Source organism: Paenibacillus sp. OAE614, from assembly GCF_040546645.1.
GTDB lineage: Bacteria > Bacillota > Bacilli > Paenibacillales > Paenibacillaceae > Paenibacillus_AQ > Paenibacillus_AQ favisporus.
Genome location: NZ_JBEPOD010000001.1, coordinates 4,404,157 through 4,418,948, shown reverse-complemented (window position 1 = coordinate 4,418,948; position 14,792 = coordinate 4,404,157). Strand labels below are relative to the sequence as shown.

The window sequence follows — 14,792 nt, the reverse complement described above, 5'->3', positions numbered from 1 at the left end:
TATATATTATCTGAAAGGTGTGTTGATTCAGGGATGAGCACATTACCGAGTGAATTTGAACGTACGGACATCGGTGAAATTCAAATAGCACCTGAAGTGATTGAAGTGATCGCGGGTCTGGCTACGGTGGAAGTGAAAGGCGTCGCCGGCATGAGCGGCGGATTTGCCGGAGGCATCGCTGAGCTGCTTGGCCGCAAAAATTTGTCCAAAGGCGTGAAGGTGGAAGTCGGCCAGCGCGAAGCGGCTGTGGACGTCTCGGTTATTATCGAGTACGGAAACCGCCTGCCGGAAGTGGCGACGGAAATCCAGCGCAATGTCAAACGCTCCATCGAAATGATGACAGGCCTTACGGTCATTGAAGTCAATGTGCATATCCATGATGTTTACTTCAAAAACGCGGAGAGAGCCGAAGACGTTGATTACAGTCAGCGCGTAAAATAAAGGATTCAATTGGTCACCATAACCCCCGACACCCGAAATGTCGAGGGTTTACTCTAATTTAAGGAGGCTGTGCTGTTCGTGGCTAAGATACTGGACAGACTTCTGCTGTTTATTTACAGCTTGAGTATCGGAGTAATATGTGTATTTGCCATCCTCCTCATGAGTGATTTGGTTCCGTCTCCGGATGAACTGCTGAACACAGCCGAGCTTCAGCTGACGGTCATCGTGGCGGCGGTGATCCTCTTTTTACTCAGTATCCGCTTCTTCTATATCTCGATTCGCCCGGACAGAACGCATGTCCACTCGATTGACCAGAGGACCGAATTCGGCGACATCCAGATCTCGGTGGAGACGATCGAGAACCTGTGCCTCAAGGCAGCTTCGCGGGTCCGGGGCGTCAAGGACCTGAAGGCCAGAATCCATGTGACGGAAGCGGGCCTTGAAATCATGATTCGTGCCGTCGTTGACGGCGATGTGTCTATCCCGGCCATGACCACCGACGTGCAGAAGCAGGTTCATGATCACCTTCAGGAAACGACAGGCATTCCGGTCTCTAACGTGGCGGTATATATAGCGAATGTGGCCCATGCACCAGTGATCAAGAGTAGAGTGGAATAGAGGTGAATTCTCCGAGTGATCTGGAAAGAAATTTGGGAGAGTCACAAAGGACGGATTACCGGTATTGCCGGCGGTATTTTTTTCGGTTTTATTTATTTGTTTGCGGGTTTTTGGGATATGTTGTTCTTTGCATTGGTAGTGTTCATAGGATATTCTGCCGGCAAAAGGAAGGATCTTCGGATGGATTCCTTTTTCCGCTGGCGGGAAATGGGTCAGTGGCTCTCCGAGCGCTGGCGCCCGTTCAAATGAACCCGTGATATGCCTTTCTCCGGAAAAAGAGCTGCAGCTTCTTGAAGCCCATATTCTGGAGATTGACATGCTCACGGTTTTTTTGTGCAAATCACGATGTTTTTATTCCCGCGGTGACCCATAATAAGGACAAGAGGAAATTTCAAGGTTCTAGGAGGAACATGATGAAAAGACGTGTAGCCAGGGAACTGGTCGTTCAGTGCCTGTATCAGATGGAAATGAACGAAGCAACAAGCGAAGAAGCGCTGGAAATGCTGCTGGAGGATGCCGCCGAAGAAAATGATACCGAGCGGACCATCACCGATGAAGCGGAACTGAAGGAGTTTGTGCTGGGGCTCGTAAACGGCATTTGGGGCAGCAAAAAAGCGGTGGACGACCTGCTGGAAAATTATTTGAAGGGCTGGCAAATGAGCCGCCTTTCCAAGGTGGACCGCCAAATCCTCCGCCTCGCCGCCTATGAAATGCTGTATCGCGACGACGTGCCGGCCAAGGTTGCCGTCAATGAGGCGATCGAGCTGGCCAAGCATTTCGGAACCGAGGATTCGGGCAAGTTTGTCAATGGAGTTCTGGGGAACATGATCCGCGAGCTGGATCAATTGAAGTCATAGTCTTGCATAAGGACGCTTAGCCGTCCGCTTTGCCAATCTAAAACATAGGGGAGAGAGAGCGACATGACAGCATCTATTATCAATGGAAAACAGGTTTCTGAGGATATCCGGACCGGAATTGCCGCCGAAGTCAAGGAGCTGGCCGCCAAAGGCGTCACTCCGGGGCTTGCCGTCGTGCTGGTAGGAGAGGACCCGGCTTCCCAGGTTTATGTGCGAAACAAGGAAAAAGCGTGCCACGACCTCGGATACTATTCGGAGGTTCACCGGCTTCCGGCTTCGACAACTCAGGAGGATTTGCTTGCATTGGTGGACAAGCTGAACAAGCAGGACACTATTGACGGCATCCTCGTCCAGCTGCCGCTTCCCGGACATATTGACGAGAAGGCGGTCATAAACGCGATCGCGGTAGACAAGGACGTTGACGGATTCCATCCGGTAAACGTCGGCAACCTGGTCATCGGCGATGACAGCCTTCTTCCATGCACGCCGGCAGGCGTCATCGAGCTGATCAAGCGTGCGGGTGTAGAGCTGGCCGGTAAGCATGCCGTCGTCATCGGCCGCAGCAATATCGTCGGCAAACCGGTTTCGCTGCTGCTTCAACGCGAAAACGCGACCGTTACGATGTGCCACTCCCGGACGATCGGCATGGCGGACATTGCGCGTCAGGCCGACATTCTGGTCGTTGCGATCGGTCGGGCCAATTTCATCGATGCAAGCTTTGTGAAACCGGGTGCCGTCGTCATCGACGTGGGCATGAACCGGCTGGAGAATGGCAAGCTGGCCGGAGACGTGGATTTCGAAAGCGTTAAGGAAGTATCGGGCCCGATCACGCCGGTGCCTGGCGGCGTAGGACCGATGACGATTACGATGCTGATGCAGAACACCCTGATCGCGGCCAAACGCCACCACGGATTGGCATAACGGAGCGGATGCCATGGAGCCGCAGCGTATTTTTTCAATCAAGGACTTGAACCGTTATATCCGGATGAAGATGGACTCGGACAGTCTGCTGTCCGACGTCTGGATCCGGGGTGAAATATCGAATTTTACCCACCATTCCAGCGGGCATATGTATTTCACGCTCAAGGATGAAGGGAGCCGCATCAAAGCGATTATGTTTGCCTCCCACAACCAGCGGCTGCCGTTTCGACCTAAGGAAGGCTCAAGGGTCATTGCTAGAGGAAATGTTACGGTATACGAGCGGGATGGGCAGTACCAATTTTATGCCACCCAAATGCAGCCCGACGGGATCGGCAGTCTGTATTTGGCTTACGAGCAGCTTAAAGAAAAGCTGGAGAAAGAAGGGCTGTTTGCTGCAGACCGCAAGCGTCCGATTCCGGAGTTTCCGGAGACGATCGGCGTCATCACTTCGCCGACAGGTGCGGCCGTACGCGATATTATGACGACGCTTGAGCGGCGTTACCCGCGGGCGCGGATCATTCTCGCACCTGTCCTTGTCCAGGGAAAAGGGGCCGCTCCCTCGATCGTGAAGGCCATTCGCACGATGAACGAGCTGGATGAAGCGGACGTGCTGATCGTCGGCCGCGGCGGCGGCTCACTGGAGGAGCTGTGGGCCTTTAACGAAGAAATGGTCGCGCGGGCGATCCGCGCCTCGCATATTCCGGTCATTTCGGCCGTTGGGCACGAAACCGACTTCACGATCGCGGACTTCGCCGCAGACCTGAGAGCGGCGACTCCGACCGCGGCCGCGGAGCTTGCCGTGCCGCATGCAGGCGAGCTGAAGGCGCGGCTGCAGCAGCGGGAACGGCTGCTGCTCCAGCTGCTTCAGCAGCGGGTGAAGCGCAGCCGCCAGCAGCTGGCGTCACTGCAGCGATCGCCCGTGCTGCTGCATCCGCGGCGCTACATGCTGCAGCATGCGGAGCGCCTGGACATGCTGCGCCAGCGGCTGAGCGGCAACCTGCGTTCCCGGGTTCAGCTGAACCGGGAAAAGAGAAGCCGCATGTACCATGCGCTGATGCGGTACAATCCGCAGGAGCAGCTGACAGGGGCCCGGAGCCGCAACGATGCGGCGCGCCGGCAGCTTCTTCAGTCGATGCAGAACATACTGAAAGACAAGAAATCCCAGCTTACTTCCGGCGTGCGCCATCTGGACGCCCTCAGTCCGCTGAAGGTTATGGCCCGCGGCTACAGCCTCGTTTATGACGAGCAGGAGAAGCGTTTAATTAAATCGATTCATGAGGTACAGCCTGGCGACGTGGTCCATATCAAAGTGAACGACGGCCAGTTATCCTGCCAGGTATGGGAACTGAAGGAGGATGGACAGGAACATGGGGAATGAAAAAGAGCTCAGCTTTGAGGACGCAATGATTCAGCTCGAGGATATCGTCGGAGAACTGGAGCACGGCGACGTTCCGCTCGAAAAGGCGATCGAGCTGTTCCAGCAGGGAATGAAGCTGTCCCAGCTGTGCGGGCAGAAGCTCGAACAGGTGGAACGGAAAATCGAGATGATCGTTGAAGAGGATGGGGAGCTTCGCAAGAAGCCGTTCGGCGGCGGACAGCTCGATCAGAGCGGCGGTGAAGTTTTTGAGTGACCGGGTTTCGTTCCAGGAATACATGCAGCAGATTTCCGAGAAAGTAACCGCCTCGTTAGAGGACAGCCTGCCGAATCATTGGCAGGTTCCTTCTTCTTTAAAGGAATCCATGACGTATTCCTTGATGGCCGGAGGAAAGCGGCTCCGTCCGCTGCTGGTGATTGCGGCCTGCGAAGCGCTCGGAGGCAATGGGGAGGCGGCCCTTGATGCGGCATGCGCCGTTGAAATGGTGCATACCTACTCGCTCATTCATGATGATTTGCCAGCTATGGATAATGATGACTACCGCCGGGGCAAACTGACCAATCATAAAGTATATGGCGAAGCTACCGCCATTCTGGCCGGAGACGCCCTGCTGACGCATGCCTTTTATACGATCGCCCGAATCTCGGCGAAGCATGGCATTGATGCGGCCCCGATTTTGGCCATTGTGCAGGACCTCGCGGAGATGGCCGGTCCAAGAGGCATGGTTGGCGGACAGGCGGCCGATATGGAAGGGGAGCAGGGAGTCACGGATCTGGAGCATCTTCAGTATATCCACCAGCACAAGACGGGCGATCTGATTATTTTCTCCCTCCTTGCCGGCGGACGGATTGCCGGAGGCTCGGAGCGCGAGCTGGAAGCGCTGCGTACGTTTGGCAGCCGCCTTGGGCTCGCCTTTCAAATTCAGGATGATATCCTGGACCTGGTTGGAGACGAGGCAAAACTGGGTAAGAAGACACAGAGCGACATCAAGCAGGAGAAGGTGACGTATCCTTATTTTATCGGTCTGGAAGCTTCGCAGCAGCAGGTCGAGTCCTTGACCCGTGAAGCCAAAGCGGCTGTCTTGAACGCCGGTTTTCAGGATCCGGAGCGCCTGTTGGAGATCGCCGATTATTTAATGCACAGGGACCATTAGAGCATGATGCTTTATGTATGATGGGCATTTTATGATATAATGGCGAAAAGAATCTAATCATGGAAGAATGTCATGGATAACCATATCACTAATTACGAAGGAAAGCGGGGAGATTGCCGTGCTGCTTCCACAAATTAACGAGCCAGGACAATTGAAATCACTATCGGTTGACGAGCTCACTTCTCTGACGGCCGAAATCCGTCAATTTCTGATTGAGAAGCTGTCGGTCACCGGGGGGCATCTCGCATCAAATCTGGGAGTGGTGGAACTCACGCTGGCCCTGCACTATTGCTACAACAGCCCGCGCGATAAATTTATTTTTGATGTAGGACATCAGGCGTACGTTCACAAGATGCTGACGGGCCGGATGGATCAGTTCGACACGCTGCGGAAATACAAGGGGATGTGCGGCTTTGTCAAACGCAGCGAAAGCGAGCATGACGTCTGGGAAGCCGGGCACAGCAGCACCTCTTTGTCCGCAGCAATCGGCATGGCCGTTGCCCGGGACTTAAAAGGGGAAAACAACAAAGTGATTGCCATGATCGGGGACGGTGCGCTCACCGGCGGCATGGCATTCGAAGCCCTGAACCATATCGGACATGAACAGAAGGACCTGATGGTCATTCTGAACGACAACGAGATGTCGATTGCGCCGAACGTCGGCGCCATGCATAACTATTTGAGCAAAATCCGCTCGGACCGCCATTATTTGCGTGCAAAAGACGAGCTTGAGATGATGCTGAAGAAGATCCCGGCGATCGGCGGCATGCTGGCCAAGACCGGATCCAGGCTGAAGGAAAGCCTCAAATACATGATGGTTCCCGGCGTGCTGTTCGAAGAGCTGGGCTTAACCTATCTCGGACCGGTGGACGGCCATGATATCCACAAGCTGATCGAAACGTTCAAGCAGGCCGACAACGTGCGCGGACCGGTATTCGTGCATGTGCTTACCACCAAAGGCAAAGGATATAAACCCGCAGAAGCGGATTCATATAAATGGCACGGGATTACGCCGTACAAAATCGAATCTGGCCAAGTGCTTAAATCGGTAGGAAATCCGATGTACACCGACGTGTTCGGCAAGACGCTGATTGAGTTAGGTGAAAAGGATCCCCGCATCATCGCTGTCACGCCTGCAATGCCCAAAGGCTCCGGTCTCATTCCGTTCAGCGAACGGTTTCCGGACCGCATGATCGATGTTGGCATTGCGGAGCAGCACGCGGCGACGATGTGCGCCGCGTTGGCGATGGAGGGTATGAAGCCGGTGTTCGCCGTCTATTCCACGTTCATGCAGCGTGCGTACGACCAGATCGTTCACGATATTTGCCGCCACAACGCCAACGTCATGTTCGCCATCGACCGGGCCGGCTACGTAGGGGATGACGGCGAGACGCATCAGGGTGTGTTTGACATCGCGTTTATGCGCCATATTCCGAATATGGTCATGATGATGCCGAAGGATGAAAACGAGCTGAGACATATGATGAAAACCGCCCTGGAGTATAACGACGGACCGATTGCTTACCGCTACCCGCGGATCAACGGCCTTGGAGTTCATCTGGACGAAGAGCTTGTGCCGATTCCGATCGGCAAATGGGAAACCGTCCGTGAAGGCGAAGGATACGCCGTCTTGGCCTGCGGCCCGATGGTTCAGGTTGCGCTCGAGGCAGCAGACCAGCTGAAACGGGAAGGCATTCACCTGCAGGTGGTTAACGCCCGGTTCATGAAGCCGCTGGATGAAGAAATGCTGCTGGAGCTTGCCGAGAACGGCACGAATATGGTGGTGCTTGAGGAAGCTAGCGAGGCGGGCAGCTTGGGCAGCGCCGTACTGGAATTTTATGCTTCGAAGCATATATTTGACACGAAAGTGTCCTTGATGGGTGTGCCCGACCGCTTTATCGAGCATGGCAGCGTGAAGGAGCAGCGGGAGGAGACCGGTCTTACGGCAGCAGGAGTCGTCGGTGAAATCAAGAAGCTGATGTCCCTGCATCCTTACGAGATCGGCAAAACCCAGTTTCCTTCCTAATGGACGCCGAAATCGCCGTGCAGTCAGGAGATAACGATGAATTTGCCTAAAGAACGAATCGATGTCCTGCTCGTTGAGCAGGGCTTTTACGAGAGCCGGGAAAAAGCTAAGGCTGCGATTATGGCCGGGCTGGTCTTAGCCGCAGAAGAACCGGTCGAAAAGGCGGGGACGAAAATTCCGCGCGATACGCCGCTTAGGGTCAAGGGAGCTGTGCATCCTTATGTCAGCCGCGGCGGTTTGAAGCTGGAGAAGGCGCTCCGAACCTTTGGGATCGATCTGACCGGCAGAACGATGCTGGATATCGGGTCATCCACCGGCGGCTTTACCGACTGCGCGCTTCAGAACGGAGCCGGCTATGTGTACGCCATTGATGTCGGGTACAATCAGCTGGATTGGTCGCTGCGAAATGACGAGCGGGTATGCGTGATGGAACGGACCAACTTCCGCTACATGACGCCCGAGGATCTGAAAGGCCCTTCCCCGGATTTTGCCAGCATCGATGTATCCTTCATTTCGCTGCGCATCATCCTGCCCCCGCTGATGGCTCTCCTGAACAAACCGGCTGACGTGGCTGCGCTGATTAAACCGCAGTTTGAAGCCGGCAGGGAGAAGGTCGGAAAATCGGGCGTCGTCCGGGAACCTGAAGTTCACCGCGAGGTACTGATGAACGTGCTGTCTTTTGCCGCGGAGTTAGGCTTTATTCTAAAAGGACTAACGTTTTCGCCGATCACCGGCGGTGAAGGAAATATCGAATTTCTCGCTCATTGGCATGTGCACGCGAGCCCATCGGATACAGCAGGACAACCTGTAGCCGAAGAAGAACTGCAGGCTTTGGTTGCTGATGTAGTTGCGCAGGCACGCCATACGTTTACAGGGAACTCATCCAAGGGATGAGTTCTTTTTGTAGGGACGGTTATCATTCCTCCGAAACAAAAACTTTGGAATAACGATTGATGAGAACGTTTGTTTGGGTTATAATGAGCTTGTTTATATGCGTTTATACATTCGAAAAACGGATTTTTATACATTTAAAAAAGGGATTCTACCGCATTTCCGCGAATACCAAGGCGAGGTGATGAGGATGGAGGGACGTGCAGACTTGCTGGTTATGGTGCTGATCGGCGTACTCCTGATCGTTTGGATCGCGTACGGTCTGAGATCATGGCTGTTTAACCCTCTGCCTGCCCGCGTACCGGAAATGCCGATTAACGAACAGATACATGACCATCCCGCGGTAGATCTGCTGGAGGAGGCAGGCTATGAAGTGATCGGCGGCAAAATCAAGATCCCGCTGCTGTTTGAGGCGGACGGGGAGGAATATCACAGCCGCCTGTTTATCGATTATGTCGTGAGGGACGATGACGAGGTGTTGTACCTTGTGAAAGTCGCCAGAAGGCGTCTGCCCCTGGAATGGACCGGATCCGGTCTGCGCGACCGTCTGCTGCCCTATTTTCTGCTGTATCCGGGCTCAGGCGGCGTGCTCTTCGTCGATGCCGACGAAGGGGAGATCCGGCGTATTCATTTTGATTGGGATGAAGAGGACTGGAATGGTTATGATGATTAAATATGAGCAACTAACATTTGGGAGGCCACTATGAAAGGACAACGCCATATCAAAATACGCGAGATTATCACCCAGCAGGAGATCGAGACCCAGGACGAGCTGGTGGAGGCTCTGCGTGAAGCGGGTTTTCAGGTTACACAGGCAACCGTGTCCAGGGACATCAAAGAACTGCTGCTGATCAAGGTGCCGATGGATGACGGCAGGTATAAATATTCACTGCCGACGGATCAGCGCTACAATCCGATTCAGAAGCTTAAGCGCGCCCTGGTGGACAATTTCGTGCACATCGATTACACGAACAACCTGGTCGTCATGAAGTGCCTGCCGGGAACGGCCAATGCCGTTGCCGTCTTACTGGATAACATGGAATGGAACGAAATCATGGGAACGATCTGCGGCGATGACACGGCGCTGATCATATGCCGGACGAATGAGGACAGCGAGCGGCTTGTCCAGATGATCAACAGCTTTATTTCATAGTACAAATTATAGATTTGCCTTAGCGGAGGTGCGCTTTTTATCATGCTTTTAACATTGAGTATCCGAAACTTGGCGGTCGTCGAATCCGTCGACGTCCATTTTCATCCCGGCTTTCACGTGCTGACCGGGGAGACCGGTGCCGGGAAATCCATCATTATCGATGCTTTGGGGCTGATTGCCGGAGGAAGAGGCTCGGCGGACTTGATCCGCTACGGCTGCGACAAGGCGGAGATTGAAGCGATGTTCGAGCTGCAGGAAGGCCATCCCGTGTGGGAAGCCTTGGCCAAGATCGGTGTCGGAGGAAGTCATGAAGAGCATTTAATCATCCGCAGGGAGCTGACGTCTCAGGGCAAGAGCACGTCAAGAATCAACGGGCAGCTGGTTAACTTGACGATGCTGCGGGAAGTCGGCGAGCAGCTGGTCAACATACATGGCCAGCATGAGCATCAGAACCTGTTACGCGCAGACAGGCATCTCAGCTTGCTGGATACTTACGGGGATACGTTGATCGGACCCATCAAACGGGAATATCAGGAACGGTATGCGGCGTTCTCCAAAGTGGAGAAGGAGCTGCGGGAGCTGATGGAATCCAGCCAGAAAGCGTATCAGATGCTCGATCTCTATCGTTTCCAGCTGGAAGAAATCTCAGCCGCTTCATTAAAATCAGGAGAAGATGAATGGCTGGGCGAAGAAAGGGTCAAGCTATCCCATAGCGAGAAAATGATGGATGCGGTATCGGGATCTTATGAGCTGCTGAATGGGCATCAGGGAATCAGCGTGATCAGCACGGCCATTTCCCGTCTGGAAGATGTTATGAAGTATGATGAGAAGGGTCTGGGGCCGGTCCTGGAGCAGCTGCAGTCCGCTTTTTACCAGCTGGAGGACGCTGCCTTTCAGCTCCGGGATTACCGGGATCAGGTGGAGTTTAACCCTGAGCGGCTGGAAGAGGTGGAGCAGCGTTTGGATCTCATCTCCACACTCCGCCGTAAATACGGGGACAGCGTGGAGCAGATTCTGGCCTATTACGAGTCGATCCTGCAGGAAACGAGCCTGCTGGAGAACAAGGATGAGCGTCTGGAGCAGCTGAAATCCCAAAGGGAAGGACTGCTGAACGGACTGGTTGAATCCGCGCTAGAGCTAAGCGAAGCAAGGCAGCAGTGTGCTGCAGATCTCGCCAGACAGGTCGAGGCCGAGCTGAAGGACCTGCACATGGAGCGAACGTCGCTGGAAGTCCGTCTGGAGCGGCTTGATGATCCGCGGGGGATCGAGGTCGACGGCCGGAAGATCCGGCTCACCAGACAGGGGCTTGATACCGCTGAGTTTATGATATCCCCGAATCCGGGCGAGCCGCTGCGGCCGCTCAGCAAAATCGCGTCAGGCGGTGAGTTATCCCGGATGATGCTGGCGATGAAGAGCATCTTTGCCCGCCATGACCGCATTCCGGTCCTGATCTTTGACGAAGTGGACACGGGGGTCAGCGGAAGAGCGGCACAATCCATCGCCGAGAAGCTGAACAAGCTGGCTGAGACCTGCCAGGTGTTTTCGATTACCCATCTTCCGCAAGTGGCCTGCATGGCGGATCATCAGTATTTAATCGAAAAGAATGTGGATGAAGGACGTACAATGACGCGCGTAGAAGAGCTCTCGACGAAGGGCCGGGTTGAAGAATTGGCCCGCATGCTCGGCGGGGTGGAAATTACGAAGAAAACGCTCCATCATGCCCAAGAAATGCTGAAGCTGGCGGACGAGCGGAAAGCCGTCAAATCCGCACCAGAGTAATGATTGACAGTAATAAAAGCCTAGAGGCGGGGTAATCTTAAAGGTACGCAATTGGCGACCACCTTTCGTCAAGCGAAAGAAGCAAAAGGGAGCGTGACAGCCATTGAACTCCAGCCTCAGGAATAAAATGCTCGGTCTTTTCATTGTCTTCTTTCTTTGTTTTTTAGGAACAACAGAGCCGGTACAAAGCCTGGCCGCCATCCCGAATGAAATCAGGATGTTTGCGGGAACGGCACAAGCGCTCTCCATGCCGGTGACGGCCCAAGCAACCGTCGACCGTCCGGGCGTTCTGCATCTCAACGGTTCCGCCGTTACCGCCAAGGTGACTCCAGGACGTCCATTGCAGCTGACGCCGCAGCACAGCGGAATGGCGAAAGTAACCTTGAAATTATTCGGAACCATCCCTTTTAAAACCGTTCAGATCCATGTCGTTCCCGGACTCAAGGTTATACCGGGAGGACAAACCATTGGAGTGAAGGTGAAATCGGCGGGCATTTTGGTCGTTGGGCATCACCTGGTCAGCGTGGATGCCGATACAAAGGTGTCCCCTGGTGAGAATGCCGGAATCCAGCTGGGTGATTTAATGACACACATGAATGGGGTTCCGATGGACGATGTCGCAAAAGTTGCCAAAGTAGTCGAAGAGGCGGGCAAAAGCAAGCGACCGGTCGAAATCAAATTCAAACGCGGAAACAAAGAGATGAGCACGAAGCTGTCCCCTGCCTATGACCAGGAAGACAGGGTGTGGCGATTAGGACTGTATATTCGCGACTCAGCCGCAGGCGTCGGAACGTTAACCTTCTATGCTCCCGATCAAGGCGTTTATGGGGCACTGGGCCATGTCATTACGGATATGAACACGCAAACGCCGATTTCCGTCGGCAGCGGGGAAATTTTGCAGTCCAGCGTAACCTCGATATCGAAGAGCCAAGATGGCGAACCTGGCGAGAAGAGAGCACATTTTCTCAAGGAAAGTAAAATCCTCGGTAATATTGAGCGCAACACGCATTTCGGAATCTTCGGCAAGATGAATCAGAATCCGGAGCACAGCTTGTATAAAGAAGGCATCCCGGTAGCATTCGCCCAGGAGGTAAAAGAAGGCCCGGCCGAAATTTTGACTGTGGTGGATGGGCAGCAGGTCGAACGGTTCAAGGTCAATATTGTCCATGTGGCGAAGCAGGAATCGCCGGCCACCAAAGGACTGGTCATCCGAATTACCGATCCGCGGCTGCTGGAGAAGACCGGGGGCATCGTCCAAGGGATGAGCGGAAGCCCAATCGTGCAGGACGGCAAATTGGTCGGAGCGGTGACCCACGTGTTCGTTAACGATCCGCGGTCCGGTTACGGATGCTTCATCGAGTGGATGCTTCAGGATTCCGGAGTTCTTCCTCAATCGAAAAGTACTCAAAAAAGTCTTAAGGCCGTGTAGCCTTAAGACTTTTTGTCGTTTCATCGCGAAATAGTTAGAATAATGGATGAAAATATTAATTATAATTCAACAAGGTAAAAAAATAAACAAAAATAATTTTCGACAGAAGGAATTTAATGTTGGGTGTCGAAAACTTATCTCTGCAGAAAAATAAGGGAATACGATTCTAAGGAGGAAGCAGCCAGTGCAAAAAATAGAGGTATTGTTGGCGGATGACAACCGGGAATTCACGAATTTGCTTGCGGAATATATTACCGAGCAAGACGATATGATGGTAACGGGAATCGCCTATAATGGCGAGGAAGTCCTAAATATGATCAGTGAATCGAGAAAAATACCGGACGTACTGATTTTGGACATTATTATGCCGCATCTGGACGGATTGGGCGTTCTCGAAAGACTACGCGAGATGAATCTGTCCACGCAGCCTAAAATCATTATGCTGACTGCTTTCGGCCAGGAGAACATCACCCAAAGAGCGGTACAACTCGGTGCTTCATACTACATTCTTAAGCCGTTTGACATGGAGGTTCTAGCCAGCTGTATTCGTCAGCTCGTGGGGCAGCAGCATATCACGACAGGCAATATGACGGTATCAACGACCAAATCCAATGTGGTTCCGATGGCGAAAGGGAAAAACCTTGACGCCAATATTACGTCCATCATTCATGAGATCGGAGTTCCGGCCCATATCAAAGGTTACCAATATTTGCGCGAAGCGATTACTATGGTGTACAACAACATTGAAATCCTCGGTGCCATTACCAAAACGCTGTATCCGGCGATCGCCGAAAAGTTCAAAACGACGCCATCCCGGGTCGAGCGGGCGATCCGTCATGCAATCGAAGTGGCCTGGACGCGCGGCAACATCGATTCGATCAGCCATCTGTTCGGTTACACCATCAACATCAGCAAATCGAAGCCGACCAACAGCGAGTTTATCGCGATGGTGGCCGACAAGCTGCGCATTGAGCATAAGGTGTCGTGAAAGGAATAGCATGACCCTAAAGAATACGCCATACTATGACGATGATCATAGTATGGCGTTTTTTTATTTGATGAAGATCCATCATTTCCAGAAATATTCCGATATCCATTATTTTCATTTTGAAAAGGGTAATAATATATGGAACTGAAATTTTGTAGTTTCTTCGTTCATTCCATATAGTTACAAAGTTTTATCTGGATATCAAGCCTGATTAATTTTACACTTAAATTGTTATCAAAAATTGGAAACCTTGCTGGGCGAATACGGGAAGGAGTTTAACATTGAAAGCAAAAGGATGGATCATTGCCACCACGGCTGCGATGGTGTTGTCGGCAACGTCAATTATGGTCATGGCGAAACCGGACCCCATCAAAGTGATGCTCAACGGAACCGAGTGGGTGACTGAAGCGGCACCCGTTCACATAGATGATGAAATTATGATACCCCTGCAAACCTTCGGAAAGCTTTTTGGCAAACAAGTCACCTATGACAGCCAAAGCAACACGGTTCGAATTGACGACAAGAAACAGGACCCCTTTGCACAATCCGATGACCAGACGATACAGATCAGCGGAGATGCCAGCGAATCGGGAACCTATGAAAACTTAACGCTGAAGACTCAGACTTTCACCCGTCACATCCCTGGGTACAATGTGGACAATCCAAGCTATGCTCCAATCATCGATCGAGCCGATTTGACGGGTGACGGCAAGAAGGATATTGTTATCATTTTAACGACAGGATATGGAACCGGCGTTTATACTTCCAATCCGCTCGTGTATGCCCAAACAGCGGAACCCATACCTGTAGAGGATGCATATACGGCGTTTTTAAAACAGTTCGACAGTAAAGTGACGGACAAGCAAATTGAGCTGGATATTCGCGGCGAGCGGACGGTCATCCCTATATCCAAACTGCAGTCCGGCCCTGTAAAGCACCCGCCGGGGATCGGAAGCGTTATGACTTATACCCTTGAGGGGAATACCCTGAAAGCGACTACGGCCGTGCAGGTGTCCCCCGCCGAATTTATCGGCGATTTAACCTTAAGCTACACGTTTAAAAACGGTCTTCTACAAGCAGGTGATGCTCAGTTAGCCTTGTACCCCGAGTACGGTTCGTGATAAGATAACGTTCTGGCAGTTATTACTAACTTGTTAAGG

The 14,792-nt window shown here is 52.8% G+C and carries 16 protein-coding genes; all 16 read left to right on the top strand.

Annotated elements, in window-relative coordinates; translation table 11 throughout:
- Positions 1-33: 33 nt before the first annotated feature.
- Positions 34-441: an Asp23/Gls24 family envelope stress response protein gene (locus tag ABIE48_RS20365; RefSeq protein ID WP_076170016.1), complete on the top strand. Its 408-nt coding sequence runs from the start codon at positions 34-36 to the stop codon at positions 439-441.
- A gap of 78 nt (positions 442-519) precedes the next feature.
- A complete protein-coding gene (amaP, locus tag ABIE48_RS20360) occupies positions 520-1,059 on the top strand; it encodes an alkaline shock response membrane anchor protein AmaP (protein WP_076170174.1) in 540 nt (179 codons plus the stop codon).
- 15 nt (positions 1,060-1,074) lie between these two features.
- Positions 1,075-1,308: a DUF2273 domain-containing protein gene (locus ABIE48_RS20355; RefSeq protein ID WP_076170017.1), complete on the top strand. Its 234-nt coding sequence runs from the start codon at positions 1,075-1,077 to the stop codon at positions 1,306-1,308.
- 164 nt (positions 1,309-1,472) lie between these two features.
- Positions 1,473-1,916: a transcription antitermination factor NusB gene (gene nusB / locus ABIE48_RS20350; protein ID WP_076170018.1), complete on the top strand. Its 444-nt coding sequence runs from the start codon at positions 1,473-1,475 to the stop codon at positions 1,914-1,916.
- Between the two features lie 63 nt (positions 1,917-1,979).
- Positions 1,980-2,837, top strand: a complete 858-nt coding sequence (gene folD, locus ABIE48_RS20345; RefSeq protein ID WP_076170019.1) for a bifunctional methylenetetrahydrofolate dehydrogenase/methenyltetrahydrofolate cyclohydrolase FolD — start codon at positions 1,980-1,982, stop codon at positions 2,835-2,837.
- 13 nt (positions 2,838-2,850) lie between these two features.
- Complete coding sequence (gene xseA, locus ABIE48_RS20340) at positions 2,851-4,215, top strand: exodeoxyribonuclease VII large subunit (protein WP_192715633.1); 1,365 nt, start codon at positions 2,851-2,853, stop codon at positions 4,213-4,215.
- Positions 4,205-4,468 (top strand): exodeoxyribonuclease VII small subunit, encoded by a 264-nt coding sequence (xseB, locus tag ABIE48_RS20335; protein ID WP_076170021.1) that lies wholly within the window; start codon positions 4,205-4,207, stop codon positions 4,466-4,468. Before xseA ends, xseB begins: the two co-directional genes overlap by 11 nt.
- Entirely contained in the window at positions 4,440-5,366 is a 927-nt protein-coding gene (locus tag ABIE48_RS20330; RefSeq protein WP_186325991.1) for a polyprenyl synthetase family protein, read from the top strand. Before xseB ends, ABIE48_RS20330 begins: the two co-directional genes overlap by 29 nt.
- A 118-nt stretch (positions 5,367-5,484) precedes the next feature.
- A complete protein-coding gene (gene dxs, locus ABIE48_RS20325) occupies positions 5,485-7,392 on the top strand; it encodes a 1-deoxy-D-xylulose-5-phosphate synthase (RefSeq protein WP_192715853.1) in 1,908 nt (635 codons plus the stop codon).
- Positions 7,393-7,428: 36 nt separating this feature from the next.
- Positions 7,429-8,286 carry a TlyA family RNA methyltransferase gene (locus ABIE48_RS20320; protein WP_145023814.1) on the top strand — a complete coding sequence of 286 codons (858 nt, stop codon included), beginning with the start codon at positions 7,429-7,431 and terminating at the stop codon, positions 8,284-8,286.
- A gap of 187 nt (positions 8,287-8,473) precedes the next feature.
- Positions 8,474-8,956, top strand: a complete 483-nt coding sequence (locus ABIE48_RS20315; protein WP_076170176.1) for a hypothetical protein — start codon at positions 8,474-8,476, stop codon at positions 8,954-8,956.
- Positions 8,957-8,986: 30 nt separating this feature from the next.
- Positions 8,987-9,436 carry a transcriptional regulator AhrC/ArgR gene (gene ahrC / locus ABIE48_RS20310; protein ID WP_145023816.1) on the top strand — a complete coding sequence of 150 codons (450 nt, stop codon included), beginning with the start codon at positions 8,987-8,989 and terminating at the stop codon, positions 9,434-9,436.
- 42 nt (positions 9,437-9,478) lie between these two features.
- Positions 9,479-11,215, top strand: a complete 1,737-nt coding sequence (recN, locus tag ABIE48_RS20305) for a DNA repair protein RecN (RefSeq protein WP_116229649.1) — start codon at positions 9,479-9,481, stop codon at positions 11,213-11,215.
- Positions 11,216-11,318: 103 nt separating this feature from the next.
- Positions 11,319-12,644: a SpoIVB peptidase gene (gene spoIVB / locus ABIE48_RS20300; RefSeq protein ID WP_089548090.1), complete on the top strand. Its 1,326-nt coding sequence runs from the start codon at positions 11,319-11,321 to the stop codon at positions 12,642-12,644.
- A gap of 184 nt (positions 12,645-12,828) precedes the next feature.
- Positions 12,829-13,632 (top strand): sporulation transcription factor Spo0A, encoded by an 804-nt coding sequence (gene spo0A, locus ABIE48_RS20295; protein WP_192715632.1) that lies wholly within the window; start codon positions 12,829-12,831, stop codon positions 13,630-13,632.
- 281 nt (positions 13,633-13,913) lie between these two features.
- Positions 13,914-14,753: a stalk domain-containing protein gene (locus tag ABIE48_RS20290; protein WP_145023820.1), complete on the top strand. Its 840-nt coding sequence runs from the start codon at positions 13,914-13,916 to the stop codon at positions 14,751-14,753.
- Positions 14,754-14,792 lie beyond the last annotated feature (39 nt).

Bases quoted from the DNA above. Each gene is read 5' to 3' on its own strand.
- xseA (WP_192715633.1), top strand. From the start codon at position 2,851: ATGGAGCCGCAGCGTATTTTTTCAATCAAGGACTTGAACCGTTATATC.
- ABIE48_RS20315 (WP_076170176.1), top strand. From the start codon at position 8,474: ATGGAGGGACGTGCAGACTTGCTGGTTATGGTGCTGATCGGCGTACTC.
- nusB (WP_076170018.1), top strand. From the start codon at position 1,473: ATGAAAAGACGTGTAGCCAGGGAACTGGTCGTTCAGTGCCTGTATCAG.
- xseB (WP_076170021.1), top strand. From the start codon at position 4,205: ATGGGGAATGAAAAAGAGCTCAGCTTTGAGGACGCAATGATTCAGCTC.
- ABIE48_RS20365 (WP_076170016.1), top strand. From the start codon at position 34: ATGAGCACATTACCGAGTGAATTTGAACGTACGGACATCGGTGAAATT.
- ABIE48_RS20320 (WP_145023814.1), top strand. From the start codon at position 7,429: ATGAATTTGCCTAAAGAACGAATCGATGTCCTGCTCGTTGAGCAGGGC.
- ahrC (WP_145023816.1), top strand. From the start codon at position 8,987: ATGAAAGGACAACGCCATATCAAAATACGCGAGATTATCACCCAGCAG.
- folD (WP_076170019.1), top strand. From the start codon at position 1,980: ATGACAGCATCTATTATCAATGGAAAACAGGTTTCTGAGGATATCCGG.
- recN (WP_116229649.1), top strand. From the start codon at position 9,479: ATGCTTTTAACATTGAGTATCCGAAACTTGGCGGTCGTCGAATCCGTC.